This window comes from Streptomyces sp. DG2A-72 (assembly GCF_030499575.1).
Lineage (GTDB): Bacteria > Actinomycetota > Actinomycetes > Streptomycetales > Streptomycetaceae > Streptomyces.
This window is the reverse complement of sequence record NZ_JASTLC010000001.1, coordinates 4,437,035-4,462,699: the sequence shown is the minus strand read 5'-3', so window position 1 is coordinate 4,462,699 and position 25,665 is coordinate 4,437,035. Positions and strand designations below refer to the sequence as shown.

At 70.7% G+C, this 25,665-nt stretch carries 23 protein-coding genes; 17 read left to right on the top strand and 6 right to left on the bottom strand.

Translation table 11 applies throughout. The annotated features are described in order from the left end of the window. Positions 1–20 precede the first annotated feature (20 nt). Positions 21–386 (top strand): hypothetical protein, encoded by a 366-nt coding sequence (locus QQY66_RS20985; protein ID WP_301981886.1) that lies wholly within the window; start codon positions 21–23, stop codon positions 384–386. Positions 387–480: 94 nt separating this feature from the next. Here QQY66_RS20985 and serC read toward each other — a convergent pair whose 3' ends face one another. After that, a complete protein-coding gene (gene serC / locus QQY66_RS20980) occupies positions 481–1,599 on the bottom strand; it encodes a phosphoserine transaminase (RefSeq protein ID WP_301981885.1) in 1,119 nt (372 codons plus the stop codon). Between the two features lie 93 nt (positions 1,600–1,692). Between serC and QQY66_RS20975 the strand changes: the two genes are divergently transcribed. Then, positions 1,693–4,581 (top strand): FAD-binding and (Fe-S)-binding domain-containing protein, encoded by a 2,889-nt coding sequence (locus tag QQY66_RS20975; RefSeq protein ID WP_301981884.1) that lies wholly within the window; start codon positions 1,693–1,695, stop codon positions 4,579–4,581. Between the two features lie 22 nt (positions 4,582–4,603). On the opposite strand, the gene QQY66_RS20970 is transcribed toward QQY66_RS20975, so the two are convergent. Beyond that, the gene (locus QQY66_RS20970) at positions 4,604–5,677 is read right to left on the bottom strand and encodes a hypothetical protein (protein ID WP_301981883.1); all 1,074 of its coding nucleotides are present in this window, start codon (positions 5,675–5,677) and stop codon (positions 4,604–4,606) included. Positions 5,678–5,912: 235 nt separating this feature from the next. Here QQY66_RS20970 and QQY66_RS20965 point away from each other — a divergent pair, with 235 nt between their 5' ends. From QQY66_RS20965 to QQY66_RS20915, 11 genes are all read left to right on the top strand, one after another. Next, the gene (locus QQY66_RS20965; protein WP_301981882.1) at positions 5,913–6,875 is read left to right on the top strand and encodes a DMT family transporter; all 963 of its coding nucleotides are present in this window, start codon (positions 5,913–5,915) and stop codon (positions 6,873–6,875) included. Positions 6,876–6,988: 113 nt separating this feature from the next. Further along, the gene (locus tag QQY66_RS20960; protein ID WP_301981881.1) at positions 6,989–7,348 is read left to right on the top strand and encodes a DUF6247 family protein; all 360 of its coding nucleotides are present in this window, start codon (positions 6,989–6,991) and stop codon (positions 7,346–7,348) included. A gap of 224 nt (positions 7,349–7,572) precedes the next feature. After that, positions 7,573–8,367, top strand: coding sequence for a TIGR03084 family metal-binding protein (locus QQY66_RS20955; RefSeq protein WP_301981880.1), 795 nt, complete (start codon positions 7,573–7,575; stop codon positions 8,365–8,367). Next, positions 8,364–10,052 (top strand): acyclic terpene utilization AtuA family protein, encoded by a 1,689-nt coding sequence (locus tag QQY66_RS20950; RefSeq protein WP_301981879.1) that lies wholly within the window; start codon positions 8,364–8,366, stop codon positions 10,050–10,052. The genes QQY66_RS20955 and QQY66_RS20950 overlap by 4 nt, the downstream gene beginning before the upstream one ends. Further along, positions 10,049–11,647 carry an acyl-CoA carboxylase subunit beta gene (locus QQY66_RS20945; protein ID WP_301981878.1) on the top strand — a complete coding sequence of 533 codons (1,599 nt, stop codon included), beginning with the start codon at positions 10,049–10,051 and terminating at the stop codon, positions 11,645–11,647. Before QQY66_RS20950 ends, QQY66_RS20945 begins: the two co-directional genes overlap by 4 nt. 8 nt (positions 11,648–11,655) lie before the next feature. Next, on the top strand, positions 11,656–13,503 hold the full coding sequence (locus QQY66_RS20940; protein ID WP_301981877.1) for a biotin carboxylase N-terminal domain-containing protein: 1,848 nt from the start codon (positions 11,656–11,658) through the stop codon (positions 13,501–13,503). 58 nt (positions 13,504–13,561) lie between these two features. Further along, positions 13,562–14,695: an acyl-CoA dehydrogenase family protein gene (locus QQY66_RS20935; protein WP_301981876.1), complete on the top strand. Its 1,134-nt coding sequence runs from the start codon at positions 13,562–13,564 to the stop codon at positions 14,693–14,695. A gap of 17 nt (positions 14,696–14,712) precedes the next feature. After that, positions 14,713–16,281 (top strand): 4-coumarate--CoA ligase family protein, encoded by a 1,569-nt coding sequence (locus QQY66_RS20930; RefSeq protein ID WP_301981875.1) that lies wholly within the window; start codon positions 14,713–14,715, stop codon positions 16,279–16,281. Beyond that, positions 16,278–17,012 (top strand): enoyl-CoA hydratase family protein, encoded by a 735-nt coding sequence (locus QQY66_RS20925; protein WP_301981874.1) that lies wholly within the window; start codon positions 16,278–16,280, stop codon positions 17,010–17,012. Before QQY66_RS20930 ends, QQY66_RS20925 begins: the two co-directional genes overlap by 4 nt. Beyond that, positions 17,000–17,602, top strand: a complete 603-nt coding sequence (locus QQY66_RS20920; RefSeq protein WP_301981873.1) for a TetR/AcrR family transcriptional regulator — start codon at positions 17,000–17,002, stop codon at positions 17,600–17,602. Before QQY66_RS20925 ends, QQY66_RS20920 begins: the two co-directional genes overlap by 13 nt. Before the next feature lie 34 nt (positions 17,603–17,636). Continuing rightward, positions 17,637–18,197: a hypothetical protein gene (locus tag QQY66_RS20915; protein WP_301981872.1), complete on the top strand. Its 561-nt coding sequence runs from the start codon at positions 17,637–17,639 to the stop codon at positions 18,195–18,197. Between the two features lie 12 nt (positions 18,198–18,209). Here QQY66_RS20915 and pdxH read toward each other — a convergent pair whose 3' ends face one another. Further along, positions 18,210–18,887, bottom strand: coding sequence for a pyridoxamine 5'-phosphate oxidase (gene pdxH / locus QQY66_RS20910; RefSeq protein ID WP_301981871.1), 678 nt, complete (start codon positions 18,885–18,887; stop codon positions 18,210–18,212). A 337-nt stretch (positions 18,888–19,224) separates the two neighbouring features. Between pdxH and QQY66_RS20905 the strand changes: the two genes are divergently transcribed. The 3 genes from QQY66_RS20905 to QQY66_RS20895 all read left to right on the top strand — a co-directional run bounded on the left by QQY66_RS20905 (position 19,225) and on the right by QQY66_RS20895 (position 22,298). Further along, positions 19,225–20,325 carry a citrate synthase 2 gene (locus QQY66_RS20905; protein ID WP_301981870.1) on the top strand — a complete coding sequence of 367 codons (1,101 nt, stop codon included), beginning with the start codon at positions 19,225–19,227 and terminating at the stop codon, positions 20,323–20,325. A 648-nt stretch (positions 20,326–20,973) separates the two neighbouring features. Then, entirely contained in the window at positions 20,974–21,351 is a 378-nt protein-coding gene (locus QQY66_RS20900) for a VOC family protein (protein ID WP_301981869.1), read from the top strand. Positions 21,352–21,542: 191 nt separating this feature from the next. Next, positions 21,543–22,298, top strand: a complete 756-nt coding sequence (locus QQY66_RS20895; protein WP_301981868.1) for an SIS domain-containing protein — start codon at positions 21,543–21,545, stop codon at positions 22,296–22,298. Positions 22,299–22,320: 22 nt separating this feature from the next. Here QQY66_RS20895 and QQY66_RS20890 read toward each other — a convergent pair whose 3' ends face one another. The 3 genes from QQY66_RS20890 to QQY66_RS20880 form a co-directional block, all read right to left on the bottom strand. Then, a complete protein-coding gene (locus QQY66_RS20890) occupies positions 22,321–23,748 on the bottom strand; it encodes a PAS domain-containing protein (protein ID WP_301981867.1) in 1,428 nt (475 codons plus the stop codon). Positions 23,749–23,895: 147 nt separating this feature from the next. Beyond that, positions 23,896–24,348: a GNAT family N-acetyltransferase gene (locus QQY66_RS20885; protein ID WP_301981866.1), complete on the bottom strand. Its 453-nt coding sequence runs from the start codon at positions 24,346–24,348 to the stop codon at positions 23,896–23,898. Further along, the gene (locus QQY66_RS20880; protein WP_301981865.1) at positions 24,341–24,739 is read right to left on the bottom strand and encodes a RidA family protein; all 399 of its coding nucleotides are present in this window, start codon (positions 24,737–24,739) and stop codon (positions 24,341–24,343) included. The genes QQY66_RS20885 and QQY66_RS20880 overlap by 8 nt, the downstream gene beginning before the upstream one ends. Before the next feature lie 212 nt (positions 24,740–24,951). Between QQY66_RS20880 and QQY66_RS20875 the strand changes: the two genes are divergently transcribed. Next, positions 24,952–25,644, top strand: a complete 693-nt coding sequence (locus tag QQY66_RS20875) for a metal-dependent transcriptional regulator (RefSeq protein WP_301981864.1) — start codon at positions 24,952–24,954, stop codon at positions 25,642–25,644. The last annotated feature ends 21 nt before the right edge of the window (positions 25,645–25,665 follow it).

Below are 25,665 nucleotides of genomic sequence, written 5' to 3'. Positions count from 1 at the left end.
TGGACGAACTTGGAGGAATCATGACAGCGGTGACGAAGGAAGGTACCGCGGTCGCCCTGGAGGGCGAGGGCGTGGAGCTGCGAAAGACCACGATCGGCGGAGAGATGAGCGTCGCGTTCGTCCGGCTGCCGAAGGGCACGGACATGGGGCCCGCCCTGAAGGGCATGCCCGATGACATGTGCCAGTGCCCCCACTGGGGGTACATGTTCTCGGGTCGTCTGCAGATGCGGACCCCCGAGGGCGAGGAGACCTATGAGCCGGGGCAGGCGTTCTACTGGGCACCCGGTCACGTTCCGCTGGCGCTGGAGGACTGCGAGTACATCGACTTCTCGCCGACGGCCGAGTTCGATCAGGTCATCGACCATGTGACCTCGCAGATGGGGTGACCACGCCGTACGACGACGAGGGGCGCCCGGGCCTCGCCGATATGCGGCTACCGCCGCGTGGCTCCGGGCGCCCCTCATCGTCGTATGCCTGAGATCAGAGCTTCTCGATCACGTAGTCGATGCACTTGGTCAGCGCCTCGATGTCGGCCGGGTCGATCGCCGGGAACATCGCGACGCGCAGCTGGTTGCGGCCGAGCTTGCGGTAGGGCTCGGTGTCGACGATGCCGTTGGCGCGCAGGACCTTGGCGACGGCGGCGGCGTCGATCTCGTCCGTGAAGTCGATCGTGCCGATGACCGCCGAGCGCTTGGCCGGGTCGGTGACGAACGGGTTGGCGTACTTGATGTCCTCGGCCCAGCCGTACAGCGTGCGGGCGGAGGTGGCGGTGCGGCGGACCGCCCAGTCCAGGCCACCCTGGCCGTTGATCCACTCCAGCTGGTCGTTGAGGAGGAAGAGAGTGGCGAGGGCGGGGGTGTTGTACGTCTGGTTCTTGCGGGAGTTGTCGATCGCCGTGGGGAGCGAGAAGAACTCCGGGATGTGGCGGCCGGACGCGTGGATGCGCTCGGCGCGCTCGATCGCGGCCGGGGAGAAGACGCCGATCCACAGGCCGCCGTCGGAGGCGAAGGACTTCTGCGGGGCGAAGTAGTAGACGTCGGTCTCGGACACGTCCACCGGGAGGCCGCCGGCGCCGGAGGTGGCGTCGACCAGGACGAGGGCGCCCTCGTCGGCACCGGCCACCCGCTTGATCGGCATGGCGACACCGGTGGAGGTCTCGTTGTGGGTGAAGGCGTAGACGTCGACGCCCGCCTCTGCGACCGGCTCGGGGTGCGTGCCCGGGTCGGTGGAGATGACGTCCGGCTCGGCGAGCCAGGGGGCGAGCTTGGCGGCCTTGGCGAACTTGGAGGAGAACTCGCCGAAGGTGAGGTGCTGGGACTTGTTCTCGATCAGGCCGTGGGTCGCGATGTCCCAGAACGCGGTCGAGCCGCCGTTGCCGAGGACGACTTCGTAGCCGTCGGGCAGTTGGAACAGGTCGCGGACGCCCTCGCGAACCTTGCCGACCAGGTTTTTCACCGGGGCCTGGCGGTGGGAGGTGCCCATGAGAGAGGCGCCGGTGGCGGCCAGCGCGTCCAGCGCTTCCGTCCGCACCTTGGAGGGGCCCGCGCCGAAACGTCCGTCGGCGGGCTTGATGTCAGCGGGAATCTGGATCTCAGCCACGGTGGGAGCGTAGCCGTTTCGGGAAACCTGGGTGAAACCTCGTCCGTCGGATGAGACGGCGTTTCGGCGGACGTCGGCTGGTTTGCTGGAGGCATGAGGGATCTAGAGGCTGCGCTGCGTTCCGCCGTCCGGGGCGAGGTCGGGTTCGACGTCAGCTCCCGGGCATTGACGACCATGGACGCGTCCAACTACCGGCGTGTCCCCCTGGGTGTGGTCGCACCACATGACGCCGATGACGTCGCCGCCGTGCTGGAGGTGTGCCGGGACCACATGGTGCCGGTGGTGGCCCGTGGTGGAGGTACCTCCATCGCCGGACAGGCCACCGGCACCGGCATCGTGCTGGACTTCACCCGCCACATGCATCGGCTCGTGTCCCTCGACCCCGAGACCCGTACCGCCGTCGTCCAGCCCGGCCTCGTCCTCGACCGCCTCCAGGACGCCGCCGCCCCGCACGGCCTGCGTTTCGGGCCCGACCCCTCCACCCACAGCCGGTGCACGCTCGGCGGAATGATCGGCAACAACTCCTGCGGCTCGCATTCGGTGGCCTGGGGGACCACCGCGGACAGCGTGCGGGAACTGTCCGTGCTCACCGCGCGCGGCGACCGACTGCGGCTCGGGCAAGGCTGGTCCGGGGCGCCGGAGGGGCTACGGGCCCTGGTGGAGGGCGAGTTGGCGCGGCTGCGGACCGGATTCCCGGAGCTGCCCCGCCGCATCTCCGGATACGCGCTGGACGCGCTGCTGCCCGAGAAGGGCGCCGATGTCGCCCGTTCCTTCTGCGGCAGCGAGGGCACCTTGGGCGTCCTCACCGAGGCGGTCGTACGGCTCGTGGAGGCGCCACGCGCGCGTGCGCTGGCCGTGCTGGCGTACGCCGACGAGAGCGCGGCTGCGGAGGCGGCGGCCGGACTGCTGCCGTACGGGCCGCTCACGGTGGAGGGCATGGCCGCCGACCTGGTGCCGTCGGCGACTGCGCTGCCCCGGGGCGGGGCCTGGCTGTTCGTGGAGACGGGCGGGTCGGATGCGGCGGAGGCACGCGCGCGTGCGGAGGCGATCGTGCGGGCCGCCGATGTCGTGGACGCGCTGGTGATGACCGATCCGGCCGGGCAGCGGGCGCTGTGGCGCATCCGGGAGGACGCGAGCGGTACGGCCACCCGGATGCCGGACGGCAGTGAGGCCTGGCCGGGCTGGGAGGACTGCGCGGTGCCGCCCGAGCGGCTGGGCGCGTATCTGCGGGACTTCAGAGGGCTGCTGAACGCTCACGGGCTGCGCGGGACGCCGTATGGGCACTTCGGGGACGGCTGTATCCACGTCCGGATCGACTTCGACCTCCTCTCCGACGCGGGGATCGGCCGCTTCCGGCGCTTCTCGGAGGAGCTGGCCGAGGTCGTCGTGGCGCACGGCGGCTCGCTGTCGGGGGAGCACGGGGACGGGCAGGCGCGGGCGGAGCTGCTGCCGAAGATGTACGGGGAGGAGATGGTGGGGCTCTTCGAACGGGCGAAAGGGGTCTGGGACCCGGACGACCTGCTCAACCCGGGAATGCTGGTCCGGCCGGCGGCACTGGACGCCAACCTCCGCTTCTCCGTCCTGCCGCGCGAGCCGGTGGACGTGGCTTTCGGCTACCCGTCCGACGGCGGTGACTTCTCGGCGGCGGTGCGGCGGTGCGTGGGGGTCGCGAAATGCCGTACGACATCGGTGTCCGGGCCTTCCGTCATGTGCCCGTCCTTCCGCGCGACCGGCGAGGAGCAGCACTCCACGCGCGGGCGTGCCCGGCTGCTGCACGAGATGCTGGCGGGCGAGCTGGTGACCGATGGCTGGCGCTCGAAGGAGGTCCGGGACGCGCTGGATCTGTGCCTGGCCTGCAAGGGGTGCCGGTCGGACTGCCCGGTCGAGGTGGACATGGCCACGTACAAGGCGGAGTTCCTGCACCACCACTACGCCGGGCGGCGTCGCCCGGCCGCGCACTACAGCATGGGGTGGCTGCCGGTGTGGTTGCGGGCGGTGGCGCTTACGCGCACGGCACGGCTGGTCAACGCCCTTGCTTGCCTACGGCCGTTGGCCCGGGTCGCGAAACGGCTGGGCGGGATCGCGCCCGAACGGGAGATTCCGCGGGTGGCGACGGAGACGTTCAGCAGGTGGTGGGGGCGGCGCGTCGAGGAGCGGGCCGGACGGATCCTGAGGCCCGTACGGGAAGGGGACGCCTCCTTCGGCGACGGCCTCCACACGGTTGCCCTGCTCTGGCCGGACACCTTCACCGAGCATCTGTCGCCGACGGTGGGGCAGGCGGCCGTACGGGTCCTGGAGGCGGCGGGGATCTCGGCGGTGCTGCCGCCGACGAGGACGATGGCGGGGCGCCGGGGGCGGGTCTGCTGCGGACTGACGTATGTGTCGACGGGCCAACTCGACCGGGCGCGGCGGGTGTTGGGCCGTACGCTCGACCTTTTGGAGCCCTTGCTGGATCGGCCGGTACCGGTCATCGTCCTGGAACCCAGCTGCGCGGCGGCCCTGCGCTCCGATGTGCCGGAACTCCTCCCCGACGATCCCCGTGCCCGCCGCCTGGCCGACCGCGTCCTGACCTTCGCGGAGGCGCTGGAGCAGCTGGCGCCTGACTGGACGCCGCCTCGCGTGGACCGTCCGGTGGTCGGGCAGACCCATTGCCACCAGCACGCGGTGCTGGGTGATGCCGCTGATCGGCGGTTGCGTCAATTGGCCGGTCTGGACGGTGAGTTGAGCGGAGGCTGCTGCGGTCTCGCGGGCAACTTCGGCTTCGAAAAGGGGCACTTCGGGGTGTCGGTGGCGTGTGCGGAGGAGCAGTTGGTGCCGGCGGTGCGGGACGCGGGCGAGGGGGCGGTGGTGCTGGCGGACGGGTTCTCCTGCCGGACTCAGTTGGGTGAGGTCGCGGGGGTGCGGGGGAGGCATGTGGCGGAGGTGTTGGCGGAGGGAGTGCGGGACGGGTTGGGGACCGTGCCGTCGGCGACTGATCTGTAGGGAAGGCGGGGCTGGTGTCGTCTCAGGCCGCGGCTGAGGGGGCGTGGCAGTCGGCCGCCGTTGCGGCCCACACGTCGAGCAGGCGGGCCGCGGAGCCGCCGATGGGGCCGACGGCGTCCGCCAGGACGTCGGGGGAGGGCAGCCGGGCACCGGTCACTGCCCTGACCGCCTCGGCCGGGTCGTCGATCGTCGACGAGCACACCGACAGCAGGTACTCGGGCACGGTCAGCGCGGGGTCGGTGCAGCCGACGAGCGGGACGCCGACCGCCGCGACCAGCGGGAAGACCGTGCCGGGGATGCCGATCGCCGCTTCCGCCCGGGCCGCGGCCTGTATCGAGGGCACCTTGCTGATCTCGTAGCGGTCCCAGAAGGCCGGGTTCTCGCGGGGGTGGAGGCCGACCAGGATGCGCCGGCCGGACGCCGCGAGCTGTGCCGTGGCGGCGAGCAGCAACTCCGTGCCGGGCGCGGAGCCGCCCGTGTCGTCGGGGTGGGTGACGCTGGTGAGCACCAGGACGAGGCCCGGCTCGGGCCGGTGCTCCGGCAGCGTGTCGGTCTGGGGTGAGCCGACCACGCGGATCCGCCGCCGCGTGCCCAGATATCCGGCGAAGGCCCGCGCTTCGGCGGGCGACGAGGAGGTGATCGTACGCAGCCGATGCCGCAACTGCCGTGCGCCGGGCGCCTCCTGAGGCCCCAGATACGCCAGCGAACTCGCGGCCGACGGCAACCGCGCGAACCGTTCCGCACACTCGAGCGGCCAGTCCCCGGCACCGGTCACCACCAGCAGGTCCGCCGCGGGCGCCGTGTCCGGCGTCGCCACCGGCACCGGTTCCCCGGGCGTGATGCGCGACAGGTCCGGCACCAACTGGGTCACCGACCAGCGCCGCCGCCGGGTCTCGGCGAGCAGCGGTTGGACGTGGTACGTGCCCCAGGGCTCGTTGGTGGCGATCAGCACCCGCAGCCGCCGACGGTGACCGGGCGGTGTGGCGAACGCGGGCTGACCGACGCCGGCGGCGAGGGCAACACCGGCCACTGCGGCGGCTCCTCCACGGAGCACGGCGCGGCGGGACAGGAGGGACTGCTTCGGGGGCTGGGTCACCGGCTCACGGTCTCAGCCCGCTCCGTACGGGTCAGGACTTTCACCAGAGGCCCCGAGCGCGTCAATCCGGTGTTTCCACTTCCGCTCTCCGATGGACACGGAGGGCATGGGGGACGCCCGTCTCGGGATGAAAGACAGTGGCATAACGAGTTCACACGCCTGACGGAGTCCACTACCCTGGACCGAGCAGTGCATCATGATGAACGAACCCCGAGCTGATCCTCTGGAAGGCCCCGTGAGCACCCCCAGCGCTGCCGTCCCGTCCGACCCGACCTCGGTTGCCGCTCCCGTGACGGATCATGGGCCCGCTCCGGCGGGTGCCCCGCGCCGCTGGGGCTCCCTCGGGCCGGTGGGCCTGGTGCTGGCCGGGGGTGTCTCGGTGCAGTTCGGCGGTGCGCTGGCGGTGAGTCTGATGCCGAGGGCGGGGGCGCTCGGTGTGGTGACCCTTCGGCTACTGGCGGCGGCGCTCGTGCTGCTGCTGATCTGCCGCCCGCGCGTGCGCGGCCACTCGCGCACCGACTGGGGCACGGTCGTCGTCTTCGGTATCACCATGGCCGCGATGAACGGCCTCTTCTACCAGGCCGTCGCCCGCATCCCCCTCGGCCCCGCCGTCACCCTCGAGGTGCTCGGCCCGCTCGCCCTCTCGGTCCTCGCCTCCCGCCGGGCCGTCAACCTCATCTGGGCCGGACTCGCCATCGCCGGTGTCTTCCTGCTCGGCGGTGGCGGATTCAGCAGCCTGGACCCCATAGGTGTGGCTTTTGCCCTGGGTGCCGGCGTCATGTGGGCGGCCTATATCGTTTTCAGCGCCCGTACGGGGCGACGCTTCCCGCAGGCCGACGGGCTCGCCCTCGCGATGGTGGTCGCGGCGGTCCTGTTCCTGCCGCTGGGCATCGCCGAATCGGGCTCGAAGCTCCTCGACCCCACGACCATCGCCCTGGGCTCGGCGGTCGCGATCCTCTCCTCCGTCCTGCCCTACACCCTCGAACTCCTCGCCCTGCGCCGCCTGCCCGCCTCCACCTTCGCCATCCTGATGAGCCTCGAACCCGCCGTCGCCGCGGCTGCCGGCTTCCTCGTCCTCAACCAGGCCCTCTCCGCCACCGAGGCCGCCGCGATCGCCCTGGTCATCGCCGCGAGCATGGGGGCGGTACGGACGCAGGTGGGGCGGGGGAAGGCGAAGGGGCTGGGCGCTGGTTCCTGACCGTTCTGCGTCGTGGTGAGGCGGAGCGGGGCTAGAGTCGGATTCGTGCCCTGGACCATCGGCACCCGGCGCGTGGCCGGTCCGTCCCCAGAGGACACGAAGGGAACGGCAGCATGAGTCCGCAACACACCGCCGTGGGCGACGGACCGCTGATTCCCCGCCCGGAGCGCACCCCAGGAGCCTTGCGTGCTGCCTGCGCTGTCGTCGCGCCCCAGCTTCTGACTGCCTATGACCAGGCCAAGGACCAGGTTCTGGCGGAGGCGGTGGAGCACGGTTCTCTCAAGCCGGTCCATGCCTACCTCGAGCACTGGGCTGCTCTGATCGAGATCGAGCGCCATCCGGAAACGGCGAGGGCATACCACCGCGCCGAGTACCTGGCCCACCTTGCGATCGCACCGGACGAAGCACGCGAGCACCTGGCCACCGCCGGCGGCGTCTACCGCGATGCTGCCAAGGCGGTGCACACGGAGTGACTGCGCGAAGCACGCCTACGTGGCCAACGGATTCTTCGTCTACATGATCACGCCACGCTCGGAACTCGTCACCATCTGGCAGGTCACGCCCGACCCTCTGTGACCTCAGCAGGTCAGCGCCCACGTATTCAAATCAATGCAAGCACGCTTGCTTGTTTTTGGCGTCGCTGCCATGCTCCGAAGCGCACCACCCCGCACACCGCCGTGCCCGAGGGGAGCGCTCCGTGTCCGATCCGATGCCTGTGATCGACGACCTGCGTGAGGAGAGCGAGGAACTCGACTGTCTGGTGGGGGAGTTGAGCGAGGAGCAGTGGGCGCTCGCCACCCCCGCCGTCGGCTGGACCGTGGCCCATCAGATCGCGCACCTCGCCTGGACCGACCGCAGTGCGCTGCTCGCCATGACGGACCCGGACGCCTTCAGGGGTGAGATGGAGAAGGCGCTCGCAGCGATGGACGTCTTCGTCGACGACGGCGCGCAGGAAGGCGCGGCCAAGCCTCCCGCCGAGCTGCTCGCCGACTGGCGGGCCGGGCGCGAGGCACTCGACCGCACGCTGTGCGCCGCCGACACAGGGACGCGCTTTCCCTGGTACGGCCCACCCATGTCGGCTGCCTCTATGGCAACCGGCCGACTCATGGAGACCTGGGCCCACGGCCAGGACATCGCCGACACCCTGGGTGTGGTCCGCCCACCCACGGACCGGCTCCGGCATGTGGTCCGCATCGGGGTGCGGGCTCGGGACTATGCCTTCATGGTGCACGGGCTGACCGCACCCGCCGACGCGTTCCGGGTGGAAGTCATCGCCCCCTCAGGAGACCTGTGGGCCTACGGCCCCGAAGACGCGGCGCAACGTGTCACCGGGCCCGCGCTCGACTTCTGCCTCCTGGTCACCCGGCGCGCCCACCGCGCCGACCTCGCCGTACGGGCCGAGGGTCCCGACGCCGATCGCTGGCTGGACATCGCCCAGGCCTTCGCGGGCCCGCCCGGCACCGGACGCCCGCCGAAGGGATCCGGGGCGTGACCCTCCGTATCGGCAACGCCTCCGGTTTCTACGGCGACCGCTTCGACGCCATGCGCGAGATGCTCACCGGCGGCGAACTCGACGTCCTCACCGGCGACTACCTCGCCGAACTCACCATGCTCATCCTGGGAAGGGACCGGCTGAAGGACCCGACCGCCGGTTACGCCCGCACCTTCCTGCGCCAGCTGGAGGAGTGCCTCGGCCTCGCCCACGAGCGCGGCGTCAGGATCGTCACCAACGCCGGCGGGCTCAACCCCGCCGGACTCGCCGATGCCGTAAGGAAGTTGGCGGACCGGCTCGGCATCCCCCTCCGCGTCGCGCACGTCGAGGGCGACGACCTCACCGCCCAGCACCCCGGCAGCCTCGCCGCCCATGCCTACCTCGGCGGCTTCGGCATCGCCGCCTGTCTGCGGGAGGGCGCCGACATCGTGGTGACCGGGCGGGTGACGGACGCGGCCCTGGTCATGGGGCCCGCCGCAGCCCACTTCGGCTGGCAGCCGGGGGAGTACGACCGGCTCGCGGGCGCCGTCGTCGCCGGGCATGTACTGGAGTGCGGGGCGCAGGCCACCGGCGGCAACTACGCGTTCTTCCGCGACGGCGGCCCCGACCTGCGCCGTCCCGGCTTTCCTCTGGCCGAACTCCACGCCGACGGCAGCTGCGTCATCACCAAACACCCCGGCACCGGCGGCATCGTCGACGTCGGGACGGTCACCGCCCAGCTGCTGTACGAGACCGGCGGCGCCCGGTACGCCGGACCCGACGTCACCGCCCGCCTGGACACCGTACGGCTGACCCAGGACGGCACCGACCGCGTCCGTATCGACGGCGTACGCGGCGAGGCCCCGCCCTCGACCCTCAAGGTCGGCCTCAACCGGCTCGGCGGCTTCCGCAACGAGGTCGCCTTCGTCCTCACCGGACTCGACATCGACGCCAAGGCCGACCTCGTACGGGAGCAGATGACGGACGCGCTCGCCAAGTCCCGGCCCACCGACGTCCGTTGGGACCTCGTCCGCACCGACCGGCCCGACGCCCCGACCGAGGAGACCGCGAGCGCCCTGCTCCGGCTCGTCGTACGCGACCCCGACGAGGAAACCGTCGGACGGGCGCTCACCAGTGCCGCCGTGGAGCTGGCGCTCGCCAGTTACCCCGGCTTCCATGTGCTCGCGCCACCTGGAAAGGGAGCGCCTTATGGGGTCTTCGAGGATGTGTACGTCTCCCATGGCGCCGTCCCACATACGGCCGTCCTCCATGACGGGCGCCGGATCCCTGTGCCTCCGGCCCACGACACCGCCGTACTCGACGACGACGGGCCTGTCGCGGAGCCACCCCTGCCCGAGCCGCTACTGGACGGTCCCAGGCGTCGCGCCCCCCTCGGCCTCGTCGCAGGCGCACGCAGCGGGGACAAGGGCGGAAACGCGAACGTCGGGGTGTGGGTGCGTACGGACGATGCCTGGCGGTGGCTGGCGCACGAGCTGACGGTGGACAGGTTTCAGCAGCTGATCCCTGAAAGCCGGCAGCTGACCGTCGCCCGGCACCTGCTGCCCAACCTCCGCGCCCTCAACTTCGTCGTCGAGGGAATCCTCGGCGAAGGCGTCGCCGCCCAGCACCGTTTCGACCCGCAGGCCAAAGCTCTCGGCGAATGGCTGCGCTCCCGCCACCTGGACATCCCGGAGGCCCTCCTGTGACGGTTCTCAGCACGGCCCTCGACCTCGACGGCGCGGACTACCGGGCGAACCGTGAGGCCATGCTCGCCAAGCTCGCCGACCTGGACGCCGAGCACGCGAAGGCGCTCGCCGGGGGCGGCCCGAAATATGTCGAGCGGCATCGCAAACGCGGCAAACTCCTCGCCCGCGAACGCATCGAGCTGCTCCTCGACCCCAACACGCCCTTCCTGGAGCTGTCGCCGCTGGCCGCCTGGGGCAGTGACTGCACGGTCGGCGCCTCCCTCGTCACCGGCATCGGGGTCGTCGAGGGCGTGGAGTGCCTGATCACCGCCAACGACCCCACCGTGCGCGGGGGCGCCAGCAACCCCTGGAGCCTGAAGAAGGCCCTGCGGGCGAACGACATCGCGCTCGCCAACCGGCTGCCGTGCATCAACCTGGTCGAGTCCGGCGGCGCCGATCTCCCGTCCCAGAAGGAGATCTTCATCCCGGGCGGCGCCATCTTCCGCGACCTCACCCGGCTCTCCGCCGCCGGAATCCCGACGCTCGCTGTCGTCTTCGGGAACTCGACCGCGGGCGGCGCGTACATCCCCGGCATGTCCGACCACGTGATCATGGTCAAGGAGCGCGCGAAGGTGTTCCTCGGCGGGCCGCCCCTGGTGAAGATGGCCACCGGCGAGGACAGCGACGACGAGTCGCTGGGCGGTGCCGAGATGCACGCGCGCGTGTCGGGTCTCGCGGACTACTTCGCCGTGGACGAGCGGGACGCGCTGCGACAGGCGCGGCGGGTCGTCGCACGGCTCAACCACCGCAAGGCGTACGAGGATCCGGGGCCCGCCGAGCCCCCCAAGTACGACGCCGAGGAGCTGCTCGGCGTCGTCCCCGGCGACCTGCGCACCCCCTTCGATCCGCGCGAGGTGATCGCCCGGATCGTCGACGCCTCCGACTTCGACGAGTTCAAGCCGCTGTACGGGACCAGCCTGGTCACCGGCTGGGCGACGCTCCACGGCTACCCCATAGGGGTGCTGGCGAACGCCCAAGGGGTCCTCTTCAGCGAGGAGTCCCAGAAAGCCGCCCAGTTCATCCAGCTGGCCAACCAGCGCGACATCCCGCTGCTCTTCCTGCACAACACCACCGGCTACATGGTCGGCAAGGAGTACGAGCAGGGCGGCATCATCAAGCACGGCGCGATGATGATCAACGCCGTCAGCAACTCGACGGTGCCCCACCTGTCCGTGCTCATGGGCGCGTCGTACGGCGCCGGGCACTACGGCATGTGCGGCCGCGCCTACGACCCCCGCTTCCTCTTCGCCTGGCCCAGCGCCAAGTCCGCCGTCATGGGCCCGCAGCAGCTCGCCGGCGTGCTGTCGATCGTCGCCCGCCAGTCGGCCGCCGCGAAGGGACAGCCGTACGACGAAGAGGGCGACGCGGCGCTGCGGGCGATGGTGGAGCAGCAGATCGAGTCCGAGTCCCTGCCGAAGTTCCTGTCCGGGCGGCTGTACGACGACGGCGTCATCGACCCGCGCGACACCCGCACCGTCCTCGGCCTGTGCCTGTCGGCCGTCCACACCGCCCCCTACGAGGGCGCGCGCGGTGGCTTCGGCGTCTTCCGGATGTGAGGGATCACGTGATAGCGACTGTGCTCGTCGCCAACCGGGGCGAGATCGCCTGCCGGGTCTTCCGCACCTGCCGTGAGTTGGGAATCCGGACCGTCGCCGTGCACTCGGACGCCGACGAAAACGCCCTCCACGCGCGCGTGGCCGACGCGGCGGTACGGCTGCCGGGGGCGGCGCCCTCCGACACGTACCTGCGCGGCGACCTGATCGTGAAGGCGGCACTCGCGGCCGGCGCGGACGCCGTGCACCCGGGCTACGGCTTCCTCTCCGAGAACGCCGGCTTCGCCCGCGCGGTCATCGACGCGGGCCTCACCTGGATCGGCCCGCCCCCGGAAGCGATCGAGGCCATGGCGTCCAAGACGCGCGCCAAGGAGCTGATGGGCATCGAGCCCCTGCCCGAGGTCACCGAGGCGGACCTGCCGGTGCTGGTGAAGGCGGCGGCGGGCGGCGGGGGCCGCGGGATGCGTGTGGTCCGCCGCCTCGAGGACCTGCCCGCGCAGTTGGAAGGCGCCCGCGCCGAGGCCCACAGCGCCTTCGGCGACGGCGAAGTCTTCATCGAGCCCTACGTGGAGGACGGCCGGCACGTCGAGGTGCAGATCCTCGCCGACACACACGGCACCGTGTGGGCGCTCGGCACCCGCGACTGCTCCCTCCAGCGACGCCACCAGAAGGTCGTCGAGGAGGCCCCGGCACCGGGTTTGAAACCCGAACTGACCAACTCCTTGTACGAGATGGCCGTACGCGCCGCCCGTGCCGTCGACTACGCAGGCGCCGGCACCGTCGAATTCCTCGTCGCCGCCGACACACCGCACTTCCTGGAGATGAACACCCGCCTCCAGGTCGAACACCCCGTCACGGAAGCGGTCTTCGGCGTCGATCTGGTCGCCCTCCAACTGAGCATCGCGGAAGGGCAGCCCCTCGATCGCGAGCCCCCACGCGCGCGTGGGCACGCGATCGAGGCCCGGCTCTACGCCGAGGACCCGGCCCGCGACTGGGCCCCGCAGACCGGCACCCTGCACCGCCTCGCCGTCCCCGACGGCATCCGCCTGGACACCGGCTACACCGACGGCGACACGATCGGCGTCCACTACGACCCCATGCTCGCCAAGGCCGTCGCCCACGCTCCCACGCGCGCGGAGGCCATCCGCAAACTCGCCGGCGCCCTCGAACGCGCCGCCGTCCACGGCCCACCCACCAACCGCGACCTCCTCGTCCGCTCCCTGCGGCACAAGGAGTTCACCACCGCCCGCATGGACACCGGCTTCTACGACCGCCACCTCCCCGAAGTCACCGCCCCCACCCCCGACCCCCACGCCCCCCTCGCCGCAGCCCTGGCCGACGCTCACTCCCCCATCCGCTCCCGCTTCGGCGGCTTCCGCAACGTCCCCTCCCAGCCCCACACCAAGCGCTACGAGATGGCGGGCGAGGAACACGAGGTCCACTACCGGCACACGCGGGCGGGCCTGGAGGCGGACGGAGTGCGGGTCGTCCACGCCGACGCGTGTCTGGTCGTACTCGAAATGGACGGCGTACAGCGCAAGTTAGAGGTGGCGCGATACGGCGACGAGATCTTCGTCGACACCACCGCCCTCAAGGCTCTGCCCCGCTTCCCCGACCCGGCGACCCAGCACGCACCGGGCTCGCTCCTGGCCCCCATGCCGGGAACGGTGGTCCGCGTGGCGGACGGGCTGGCCGTAGGAGTGGCTGTACGGGCCGGAGAGCCCCTTGTGTGGCTGGAGGCGATGAAGATGGAACACAAGATCACAGCGCCGGTCACAGGGACGCTCACAGCTTTGCAGGCCGAGCTTGGCCAACAGGTAGAGGTCAACACATTGCTGGCGGTTGTGCAGCAGGCCTAAAGGGGCGCGGGGAACTGCGCGACCAGCCACAACCAACCCGCACCCGGAAGGAGTCCTCATGCCTCCCACTCTCGAATCCGAAGAACACAAGGCCCTACGATCCGCAGTCGCCGCCCTGGGAACCCGCCACGGCCTTACCTACAACCGAGAAGACCTCTGGTCCGAGGCAGGCAAACTCGGCTACCTCGGCGTGAATCTCCCCGAGGAATACGGAGGCGGGGGAGGCGGCATCGCCGAACTCTCCATCGTGCTCGAAGAACTCGGCGCCGCAGGCTGCCCCCTGCTCATGATGATCGTCTCCCCGGCCATCTGCGGCACAGTCATCGCCCGCTTCGGCACCGAACAACAGAAGCGCGAATGGCTCCCCGCCCTCGCCGAAGGCAAACGCACCATGGCCTTCGGCATCACCGAACCCGACGCCGGCTCCAACAGCCACCGCATCACGACGACGGCACGAAAAGACGGCACTGACTGGCTGCTCACCGGCCGCAAAGTCTTCATCTCCGGCGTGGACATCGCCGAAGCGACCCTCATCGTCGGCCGCACCGAAGACGCCCGCACCGGCAACCTCAAACCCTGCCTCTTCATCGTCCCGAGAGACGCCGACGGCTTCCAACGGCGACAGATCGACATGGAACTCAACGCCGCCGAGAAGCAGTTCGAGCTCACCCTCGACGACGTACGACTCCCCGCCGACGCCCTGGTCGGCGACGAGGACGCAGGCCTCCTCCAGCTCTTCGCCGGCCTCAACCCCGAACGCATCATGACCGCCGCCTTCGCGATCGGCATGGGACGCTACGCCCTCGCCCAAGCCGTCACCTACGCACGCGAACGCACCGTCTGGAAGGCTCCCATCGGCGCCCACCAGGCGATCGCGCACCCCCTCGCCCAGTCGCACATCGAACTCGAACTCGCCCGCCTGATGATGCAGAAGGCTGCCCACCTGTACGACGCCGGAGACGACACCGGCGCGGGAGAAGCCGCCAACATGGCCAAATACGCGGCCGGAGAGGCATGCGTGAAAGCCGTCGACCAGGCCGTGCACACCCTCGGCGGAAACGGCCTCACCCGGGAATTCGGCCTCGCCTCGCTGATAACGGCCGCCCGCGTGTCTCGTATTGCCCCAGTGAGCCGGGAGATGATTCTCAACTACGTCTCCCACCAGACCCTGGGCCTGCCCAAGTCGTACTAGGCCGTCTTGGAGGAACGATGTTCCGCAGCGAGTACGCAGACGTCCCGCCCGTCGAACTCCCCATCCACGAAGCCGTACTGGGCCGGGCCGCCGAGTTCGGCGACACGCCCGCGCTGATCGACGGCACCAACGGCATGACGCTCACGTATGCGCAGGTGGACCAGTTCCACCGGCGCGTCGCCGCCGCGCTGGCCGAGGCGGGCGTCCGCAAGGGCGACGTGCTCGCCCTGCACAGCCCGAACACCGTCGCCTTCCCGACCGCGTTCTACGCCGCCACGCGCGCGGGGGCGTCCGTCACGACCGTGCACCCGCTGTCCACCGCCGAGGAGTTCGCCAAGCAGCTGCGCGACTCGGCCGCCGGCTGGATCATCACCGTCTCCCCACTGCTGGAGACCGCCCGCAGGGCCGCCGAACTCGCGGGCGGCGTCGAGGAGATCTTCGTCTGCGACAGCGCGCCAGGACACCGCTCCCTCATCGACATGCTCGCCTCCACCGCCCCCGAACCACAGATCCACATCGACCCCGTGGCGGACGTCGCGGCCCTCCCGTACTCCTCGGGCACCACCGGCATCCCCAAAGGCGTGATGCTCACGCACCGCCAGATCGCCACCAACCTCGCCCAGCTCGAACCCGTCATGGGCGCAGGCCCCGGTGACCGCATCCTCGCCGTCCTGCCCTTCTTCCACATCTACGGGCTCACCGCGCTGATGAACGCACCCCTGCGACTGGGCGCCACCGTCGTCGTCCTGCCCCGCTTCGACCTGGAAACCTTCCTCGCCGCCATCCAGAACCACCGCATCACCGGCCTGTACGTCGCCCCGCCGATCGTCCTCGCCCTCGCCAAGCACCCACTTGTCGCCGAGTACGACCTGTCGTCCCTGAAGTACCTCATCAGCGCCGCCGCACCGCTCGACGCCCACCTCGCCGCGGCCTGCTCCCGGCGCCTGAACCTGCCGCCGGTCGGCCAGGCGTACGGCATGACGGAACTGTCGCCCGGCACCCACGTCGTCCCCCTGAACGCCATGCACGACGCGCCCCCCGGCACCGTCGGCAAACTCATCGCCGGCACCGAGATGCGCATCGTCTCCCTCGACGACCCCGACAAGGACGTCGGCGTCGGCGAACCCGGCGAGATCCTCATCCGCGGACCCCAGATCATGAAGGGCTACCTGGGCCGCCCCGACGACACCGCCGCGATGATCGACACCGACGGCTGGCTGCACACCGGAGACGTCGGCCATGCCGACGCCGACGGCTGGCTGTTCGTCGTCGACCGCGTCAAGGAACTCATCAAGTACAAGGGCTTCCAGGTCGCCCCCGCCGAACTCGAAGCCCTCCTCCTCACCCACCCCGGCATCGCCGACGCCGCCGTCATCGGCGCCTACAACGACGAGGGCAACGAAGTCCCCCACGCCTACGTGGTCCGCCGGCCCACCGCCACCGACCTCTCCGAAGGAGAGGTCATGATGTACGTCGCCGAACGCGTCGCCCCCTACAAACGCGTCCGTCACGTCACCTTCATCGACGGCGTACCGCGCGCCGCCTCCGGCAAGATCCTGCGCCGGGAACTCAGGGAGCGCACGTGACGTTGATCAGCCGTACACGCGCGCGTGGCATCGAAACGCTCAGCCTCGACTCCCCGCACAACCGCAACGCCCTGTCGGCGGCCCTCGTCGGCGAACTCGCGGACACGCTCACCGACTGCGGCAAGGACGGCGACATCCGCGCGGTCGTCCTCACTCACACCGGCAACACCTTCAGCGCGGGCGCCGACCTGCGCGACCCACCGCCCCCGGACGCACTCGTCGGCCTGCTCCGGCAGATCGTCGAACTGCCCCGACCCGTCGTCGCCCGTGTCACCGGCCACGTCCGCGCGGGCGGTCTCGGACTGCTCGGCGCCTGCGACATCGCCGCCGCCTCGAACGAGGCGACCTTCGCCTTCACCGAGGTACGGATCGGGGTCGCCCCGGCGGTGATCTCCCTGCCGTTGCTGCCCCGCACTGACCCCCGCGCCCTCGCCCGCTACTACCTCACCGGCGAACGCTTCGACGCCGCCGAGGCGGCCCGCATCGGCCTGCTGACCGCTTCCGGCGACGACGCCGACGCCGTACTGGAACCCGTCCTCGACGGACTGCGCCGCGCCTCCCCGCAGGCCCTGGCCGAGACGAAACAGCTGCTCACAGCTAGGGTGCTGGATGCCTTCGACCGGGACGCGGCCGACCTCACCGCGCTCTCGGCCCGGCTGTTCGCCTCCGCCGACGCCCGCGAGGGCATGACGGCCTTCCTAGAACGACGGGAACCGCCATGGGTGCTGTGAGCACGGTCGACCGTGCACCCAAACAGGACCGCAGCCGGGCCACCCGGCAACGGCTCCTCGAAGCCGCCGTGGCCTGCCTCGCCGAACACGGCTGGGCAGGCTCCACCGTCTCCGTCGTCGCCGAACGCGCCGGCGTCTCCCGCGGCGCCGCCCAGCACCACTTCCCGACCCGCGAGGACCTCTTCACCGCGGCCGTCGAATACGTCGCCGAGGAGCGCTCCACGGCGCTGCGGGCGTTGTTCCCGCAGGGCGCGGCGGGCGACCGGCGCGCGGTCGTCGCAGCCCTGGTCGACCTCTACACCGGCCCGCTGTTCCGCGCCGCCCTCCACCTGTGGGTCGCCGCCTCCAACGAAGCGCAGCTACGCCCCCGCGTCACCGAACTCGAAGCCCGCGTCGGCCGCGAGACCCACCACATCGCCGTCGACCTCCTCGGCGCCGACGAATCCCACCCCGGCGTCCGCGAAACCGTCCAAGGCCTCCTCGACATGGCCCGCGGCCTCGGCCTCGCCAACCTCCTCACCGACGACGAACCCCGCCGCGAACGGGTGGTGGCACAGTGGGCGGCGCTGCTGGACGAGACGCTGGGCTGACCCCGTTGTCAGTGGCACGGCTTACGGTTCGGGCATGGGAGACACATTCCAGACGATCGTCGACCTGGACGCGAGCCCGCAGGACGCGGCACGCCTGGCGGAGCCCGTGGTCGACTGGCTCGTGGCCGAGGGCATCGTGCTCGCCCCGGCGGAACCGGGCTGGGCCCTGGGAGACCATCCGGCCCACCCGCCCGGCCCGAACTGGCCGAAGGCCGTCGCCGACGGCCGCTGGGGCGCCCCGGAGGGCCTCGCCCTGCACACCGGACACCACATCTTCTACAGCCTTGGCCAACGCGGCCCGGACGCGGTGACGTGCCCGCGCTGCGGGAAAACCACCGCTGTGGAAGGTGATGTCTCGTCCCGCTTCAGCACCGCCGCCGGCGCCTGGCACGAGACGGGCACCGCCGACGTCGACTGCCCCGCCTGCGCCGACTCCGTCCCCCTCTCCGCATGGAGGTGGACCGACAACTCCTTGGCCTTCGTCCATCTCGGCTTCCAGTTCTGGAACTGGCCCGCACTCTCCGAGGACTTCCGCGCACGCATAGCCCAGTTCCTCGACGGGCACAGCACGGCGTACCTCCAGGGCAAGGTCTGACCGCGACCGTCCTCAGGGACTGAGCCGCTCCACCCGCCAGCTCCCGTCCGGCTCCGCCACATACCGCAACCGGTCATGCAGCCGGTTCTCGCGCCCCTGCCAGAACTCCACCGACTGCGGAGCCACCCGGAAACCACCCCAGTGCGGCGGCACCGGCACCTGCTCGCCCTCCGGATAGCGGGCCGCCAACTCGGCGTACGAGGCGTCGAGATCGGCACGTGTGGCGATCACCGAAGACTGGGCGCTCGCCCACGCCCCGAGCTGCGAACCATGCGGCCGGGTACGGAAATAGGCGGCCGTCTCATCACGGCCGGTACGCCGCGCCACCCCGGACACGATCACCTGCCGGGCCATCGGATGCCATGGGAACAGCAGCGACACATACGGGTTCTCGGACAGATCACGGCCCTTGCGGGAGTCGTAATTGGTGTAGAAGACAAAACCCTGCTCGTCGAACTGCTTCAGCAGCACCGTACGAGAACTGGGCCGCCCCTCACCGTCCGCCGTCGACACGACCATCGCATTCGGCTCGAACAGATGGGCCTGCGTCGCGGCCTGCCTGAACCAGCGCGCGAACTGCGCCACCGGCGTGCCGGCCAGATCGGACTCGGCCAGGCCCTCGGCCCGGTACTGCTTGCGCATCAACGCGGGATCAAAGGGGACGGCGGACACGGCGTCACGATCGTTCACGCGGTCATCTTGCCGTATCCGCACGCGCCGTTCGCCACGGTGTCCTTCATCACTGGGTGGCACTGAGTGCCGCGAACTCTCCCCAAGGGTGACACTCGGAGATATCGTTCAGATGCCGTGCCGGTTGGGGTGACCGTCGGCCGCACGGGGCATCACAGGGATGACGCCCAGGACCGCGAGTCTCCGCAGCGCACCGACCGCGGATCCACCGGGCGGAACACATCACGAACCAACGAAACACGGCAGCAGCCCCACCCACCAAAGAACTCTCGCAACACCATCCCCGCAAGCCACACCACACACATCACCCGTCGCACACATCACGAGGAGCCGCCTGATGTCCGACTTCGTACCCGGACTCGAGGGAGTCGTCGCTTTCGAGACGGAGATCGCCGAACCGGATAAGGAGGGCGGCGCACTCCGGTACCGGGGCGTCGACATCGAGGACCTGGTCGGCCACGTCTCGTTCGGCAACGTCTGGGGCCTGCTCGTCGACGGCGCCTTCAACCCCGGTCTGCCGCCCGCCGAACCGTTCCCGATCCCCGTGCACTCCGGCGACATCCGCGTCGACGTCCAGTCGGCACTCGCCATGCTCGCCCCCGTCTGGGGCCTGAAACCACTGCTCGACATCGACTCCGCCCAGGCCCGCGAAGACCTCGCCCGCGCCGCCGTCATGGCCCTGTCCTACGTCGCCCAGTCCGCCCGCGGCCAGGGCCGGCCCATGGTCCCGCAGCGCGAGATCGACAAGGCTAACTCCATCACCGAACGCTTCATGATCCGCTGGCGCGGCGAGCCCGACCCCAAGCACGTGGCCGCCGTCGACGCGTACTGGACCAGCGCGGCCGAACACGGCATGAACGCGTCCACCTTCACCGCCCGCGTCATCGCCTCCACCGGCGCCGACGTCCCCGCCGCCCTCTCCGGCGCCGTAGGAGCCATGTCCGGCCCCCTGCACGGCGGCGCCCCCTCCCGCGTCCTCGGCATGATCGAGGAGATCGAGCGCACCGGCGACGCCGAGGCCTACGTCAAACAAGCCCTCGACCAGGGCGAACGCCTCATGGGCTTCGGCCACCGCGTCTACCGCGCCGAGGACCCCCGCGCACGAGTGCTGCGCCGCACCGCCCGCGAACTGGGCGCCCCCCGCTTCGAGGTCGCCGAAGCCCTGGAGAAGGCGGCCCTGGCGGAGCTGCACAGCCGCCGCCCCGACCGCATCCTCGCCACCAACGTCGAATTCTGGGCCGCCATCGTCCTGGACTTCGCCGAGGTCCCGGCCCACATGTTCACCTCCATGTTCACCTGCGCCCGCACGGCCGGCTGGTCCGCCCACATCCTGGAGCAGAAGCGGACGGGCCGCCTGGTCCGGCCCTCTGCCCGGTATGTCGGGCCGGGCACTCGCAACCCACGGGAGATCGAGGGGTACGGGGACATCGCGCGCTGATCCCCGCCGGGAACGCAGACGACCCGCGAGCTCTGGTCCCTCCGCCTCTCGGCGGGGGAGCCGGCCGGACGTACCGGCGAGCTCGCGGGTCGGGTGACTGCTGGGATTGGGCCGGCTGCGTGCTTCTCACGCACGCTGGTCCGGCACCGCACTGGGTGTGGTGGCGGGCCGCTAGCCCGCAGTCACCTCACGCGTCCGGTATTCATACATCTGCCGAACCACCTCCCTTCTCGTGTGCCTCACACCCTAAGGAGCGGTCAGTCGTCGCTCAACAGGTTTTTTCGGGATGTTGACGAACACGGTTCTGGCCGGAAGGCATAGCCGTATCCGTCGCCGCTCTGCAGGAGTCGCAGATTCCGGTGGAACACGTCGATCCGGCCCATCGGCGTCGTGACGCTGTGCCGTCCCGTGGCACCTCGCCGCAGGCGTGGAAATCCAGGAAACGCAGTCATCAAGGGCACCTCGCTGATCTTTCGGATCATGATGACTGGGGCTGGTCACTCGACAGGCTTTCCAGCCGGGGAGCCAGTGACCTCGCGCGTCCGGGTGCCAACAACGCTACCGACCAAGATCTGCCGCTAGGCCCTGTCTCCGCCACCTCGCGCAGCGAGGGCCGGGCCCACCCTGTCGGCCGCCTACGATCTGCCCATGATCGCCGACCTCCAGTGCGTGGTCCTGGACTGCTCCGACCCTGCGGAACTCGCCGCGTTCTACAACTCCCTGCTGGGCGGGAGCGTCAATCAGCAGGACAAGCGGTGGGCGCTCGACGACGGCTGGGCGACACTGCACACGCCGTCCGGGCTCGTCCTTGCGTTCCAACGGGCGGCGGACTACCTGCCGCCGGTGTGGCCCGACCCTGCCCGGCCCCAGCAGTTCCATCTGGACTTCGGTGTCGCAGACCTGGACCAAGCCCAGCAGCAGGTGCTGGCCCGCGGGGCGACGGTCTTGGACGACGGTGCGGAGGGGCGGAGCTGGCGTATCTATGCCGATCCGGCTGGGCATCCGTTCTGCCTGGTCCGTCACTGAAGACCGCTTCTCAGACCGCTCCTCGTATGGGGTCACGCCCGTTGGGGGCAGTTGTGCCGCTGGCGCGCTACCCGACGTCACGCGGCAACGGCCGTATTGACACCGCACTGGTCCAGACCGCACCGTGATCCGCAACACATCGCCGCAGCACGCCGCCGTACGCCGCCACGCCCGCCCCGAAGGGACCCCGCATGAGCGACAGCCAGCCGTCCGGTCAGTTCTTCGATGCCGCGATCGGGCTGCTGCGACGCGTGCGGGACGAGGAGGGCGAGACGATCACGGCGGCCGGGTCGCTCCTCGCGGACACGGTCGTCGCCGGTGGCCGTCTGTTCGCCTTCGGCGCCGGGCACTCCTCGCTGGCCGCGCAGGACGTCGTCTACCGCGCGGGTGGCCTGGCGCTGATGAATCTGCTGGCCGTCCCCGGCGTCGTAGGAGTCGATGTCGTCCCGGCCACCCTCGGCTCCGCGCTGGAACGGGTCGACGGTCTCGCGAGTGCCGTGCTCGACACGTCTCCGGTTCGCGAGGGCGACGCCCTGGTGATCGTCTCGCTGTCCGGCCGCAACGCGCTGCCCGTGGAGATGGCCATGAACGCCCGTGCCCTGGGCGTGAAGGTGATCGGCGTGACCTCGGTGGCGTACGCGTCGGAGACGAAGTCCCGGCACTCCTCGGGGACGTATCTGAAGGACCACTGCGACATCGTCCTCGACTCGAAGATCGCCGTCGGTGACGCGGAACTCACCCTCGACACCGTCCCGGCGCCCTTCGCCCCGGCCTCCACGGTCGTCACGTCGGCCCTGCTCCAGGCGGTCATGGCCGAAACGGCCACCGCGCTGGCCGCCCGCGGCATCGAACCTCCACTGCTGCGCTCCGGCAACGTCGACGGGGGCCATGACTGGAACGGGCGGGTGATGGAGGAGTACGGGGACCGGATCTTCTATCGCCGTTAGCCGGAAGCGCCCGGCCCAGCCTTTACCCCGAACCCTCCGGCGGCCAGTCCCCGCGCACCGCCCCCGCCAGATCCAGCGCCCCCGCGATGCGTACGGCGACATCCTCCGCGTACGCCGCGTCGGGCCGTTCGAACGCGCTGCGTCCGGCCCCGCGCAGAAACGTCACGACGCCCAGCGTCCGCCCCCGGCTGCGCAGCACCGCGCACAGCGCGTGCACGGCGTCCGGTGGCCACTGCCGGGCCAGTGCCCAGGCGCGTGCCTGTTCGGCCGGTACGGTGCCGACGCTGGCCCGCACGGAGCCGCCTCGCTGGACGCACTGCAAGGCGGGGTGCCCCTCGCCGTAGCGGATGGGCAGGCCGGCCTGACCGGTGACCAGGCTCGGTCCGGGCGCGCCCGCGGGTGTGGCGGCGATGCGTACCAGTCGTACGGGCCCGGCGGTCTCCGCGTCGGTGATCGCGCCGCCCGCCGCGCGGTCGATCAGGGCGTGGTCGGCGAACCCCGCGAGCGCGAAGTCGAGGTGGACGGTGGCGGCCTCGGCCGGGTCCTCGCACTCGGCGGCGGCCCGTGCGGCACGGTGGAGCTGATTGCTGCGGAACCGCAGCAACGACGCCTCCTGCTCGGCCTGCTTGGCCTCCGTGACGTCGTTGAACAGCCAGCCGACGCCGAGCGGTACCGGTTCCTCGGCGAGCGGGGAGGCCAGCCGTACGAAGCCGCAGCGCCAGCAGCGCCGCTTCTCGCCCTCCGGTGTGCGTACGCCGACCCAGATCTCGGCGGGCGCGGGGGGCGCGCCCTCGGCGAGCACATGGGTGAGGGCGCTCTCGAGTTCCTCGACGCCTTGGGAGAGCAGTTCACCGAGCGGTCTGCCGAGCACGGACGTACGCCCGATGCCCAGCGCGCGGGCCGCGTGCGCGTTCACGACGGCGGGCCGCAGGTCGGCGTCGACGAGGACGACGCCCCAGCTCGCGTCGTCGAAGAGGGCCTCGCTCAGTGCGATGGACCGTTCGAGGTCGATCTGCGTGTGCACCTCGCTGAAGGCGCAGTACAGACCGGCGGGCTTTCCGTCGGGGCCGCGGACGGCCGCGGACTGGGTCCGTACGAGGACCCGGCCGCCGTCCTTGGTGAGCAGCGCGAACTCATGGACCTGGCGTCCCGGCGCGTGCATGGCGGCCATCAGCCGGGACTCGACCTCTTCGGCGTCGGCCGGCCGTACGGCCCACCCGGCGAACCCGTGCCGGCCCACGGCCTCACTCGCGGTCCACCCGAGAATCCGCTCGGCCTCACGATTCCAGTGCGTGACGACACCGTCGGCGTCGAAGGCGCACAGGGCCGCGTCCATGCCGTCCAGCAGCGCAGCCAGCAGATCGGAACCGCCCGAGCCCTCCGGACCGTCCCGTTCGGGCTCGTCCGGCCCCAGCTCGTCGGTGGTCCCACTACGCCGGGAAGCACTCACCTGGACCCCCTGCAGGCTGCGTCCGTACGTACGGCACGTCGGTTCGCTCACTAACAATCATTCAACTCGAACGTGACGCAGCACACATCGAGTTCCCGCAAGATTGAGAGAATCGTTGCATGCCGGAAACTCGGCGTGAACCCCTTCTTACCGTCCGGAGGTGGCGAGGCGGAGGTCGATCCACAGGTCGTTCGCACCCGGCAGCACATACCTCTCGACCTCCACGAATCCGCGTGTCTCGGCAAACCGCACCCCGTCCTCGTTGGCGGCCGGCACGCAGGTCTCGATCACATCGGCGCCCAGCACGCGCGCGTGGGCGAGCCCTTTCTCATACAGAGCGTTCCCGAGTCCCCGCCGCCGATACCGGGGCAGCACGCGCGCGATCACCGTCGCGATGGCGTTCTCGCCCTCGGGCGGCCGCACGGTGGAGCACCCCACGAGTTCGTCGCCGAGATACGCGTTCTCCAGCCGGTAGCGGCCACTGCGCTCCCGCACTTCGTCGAGATCCATGGCGGCGGGCGGCACGATCGCGTTGTGCACGTGCCGCCACTGTTCGAGCATGGCGTCGCCGGTCACCGGCTCCAGGCGGAGGTCAGGCACCGTCGCCGCCCGTGCGTCGCGCGTAGACCTCGATCTCGAACTTCATCCGGGGGTCGGCCAGCCCGCACACCATCATGGTCGCCGCCGGCAGGACCTCGCCGAAGTGGCGGCGCAGTACCGGCCAGCAGGGTTCGAAGTCGTCCCGCTCCGGCAGCAGGTACCGCACCCGGACGACATCGGCGAACGAGCACCCCGCCTCGGCCAGTGCCGCGCCCACGTTGCGCAGACACTGCTCGGCCTGTTCGACCACGTCGTCGGAGATCGTCATGGTGGCGTAGTCGTAGCCGGTCGTCCCGGACACATGCACCCAGTCCCCGTCGACCACGGCCCGGGCATACCCGATCTGCTCCTCGAACACCGAACCGCTGAGTATCGCTCGCCGCGCTGTCATGTACGGAACGCTAGGCGACCGGGTCCCACCACGTCGAGTACCAAGATCGCCGCCCCCCCGCCACGCGCATCACACTCCCGTTCCGCGCCGCCGCAACCCCCGGTTTCACCGGCACGGCACGCTTGTCAGTGGTATCCGGCAGAATTGAAGCCAGGGCCAGCGCACGCGCCGGGAAGCTGTCGTGCTTCCGGCAGATCTCACGAGGGGCACGTATGTCCGGACTGATCGACACCACGGAGATGTATCTCCGCACCATCCTCGAGCTGGAGGAGGAAGGTGTGGTCCCCATGCGCGCCCGGATCGCCGAGCGGCTGGACCAGAGCGGGCCGACGGTCAGCCAGACCGTGGCACGGATGGAGCGGGACGGACTGGTGTCCGTCGCCAGCGACCGGCACCTGGAGTTCACGGACGAGGGCCGCCGGCTGGCGACGCGCGTGATGCGCAAGCACCGCCTGGCGGAGTGCCTGCTCGTCGACGTGATCGGGCTGGAGTGGGAGCAGGTGCACGCCGAGGCGTGTCGCTGGGAGCACGTGATGAGTGAGGCCGTGGAGCGGCGCGTGCTCGAGCTGCTGCGCCACCCCACCGAGTCGCCGTACGGCAATCCGATCCCGGGCCTGGAGGAGCTGGGCGAGAAGGACGGCGCCGATCCGTTCCTGGACGAGGGCATGGTGTCGCTGGCCGACCTGGACCCGGGGACGGAGGGCAAGACGGTCGTGGTGCGCCGTATCGGCGAGCCGATCCAGACGGACGCACAGTTGATGTACACGCTGCGCCGCGCGGGCGTGCAGCCCGGCTCGGTGGTGAGCGTGACGGAGTCGGCCGGCGGGGTGCTGGTGGGCAGTGGCGGCGAGGCGGCCGAGCTGGAGTCGGACGTGGCCTCCCACGTGTTCGTCGCCAAGCGCTGACCGAGCGCCGGGAGCTGTTGG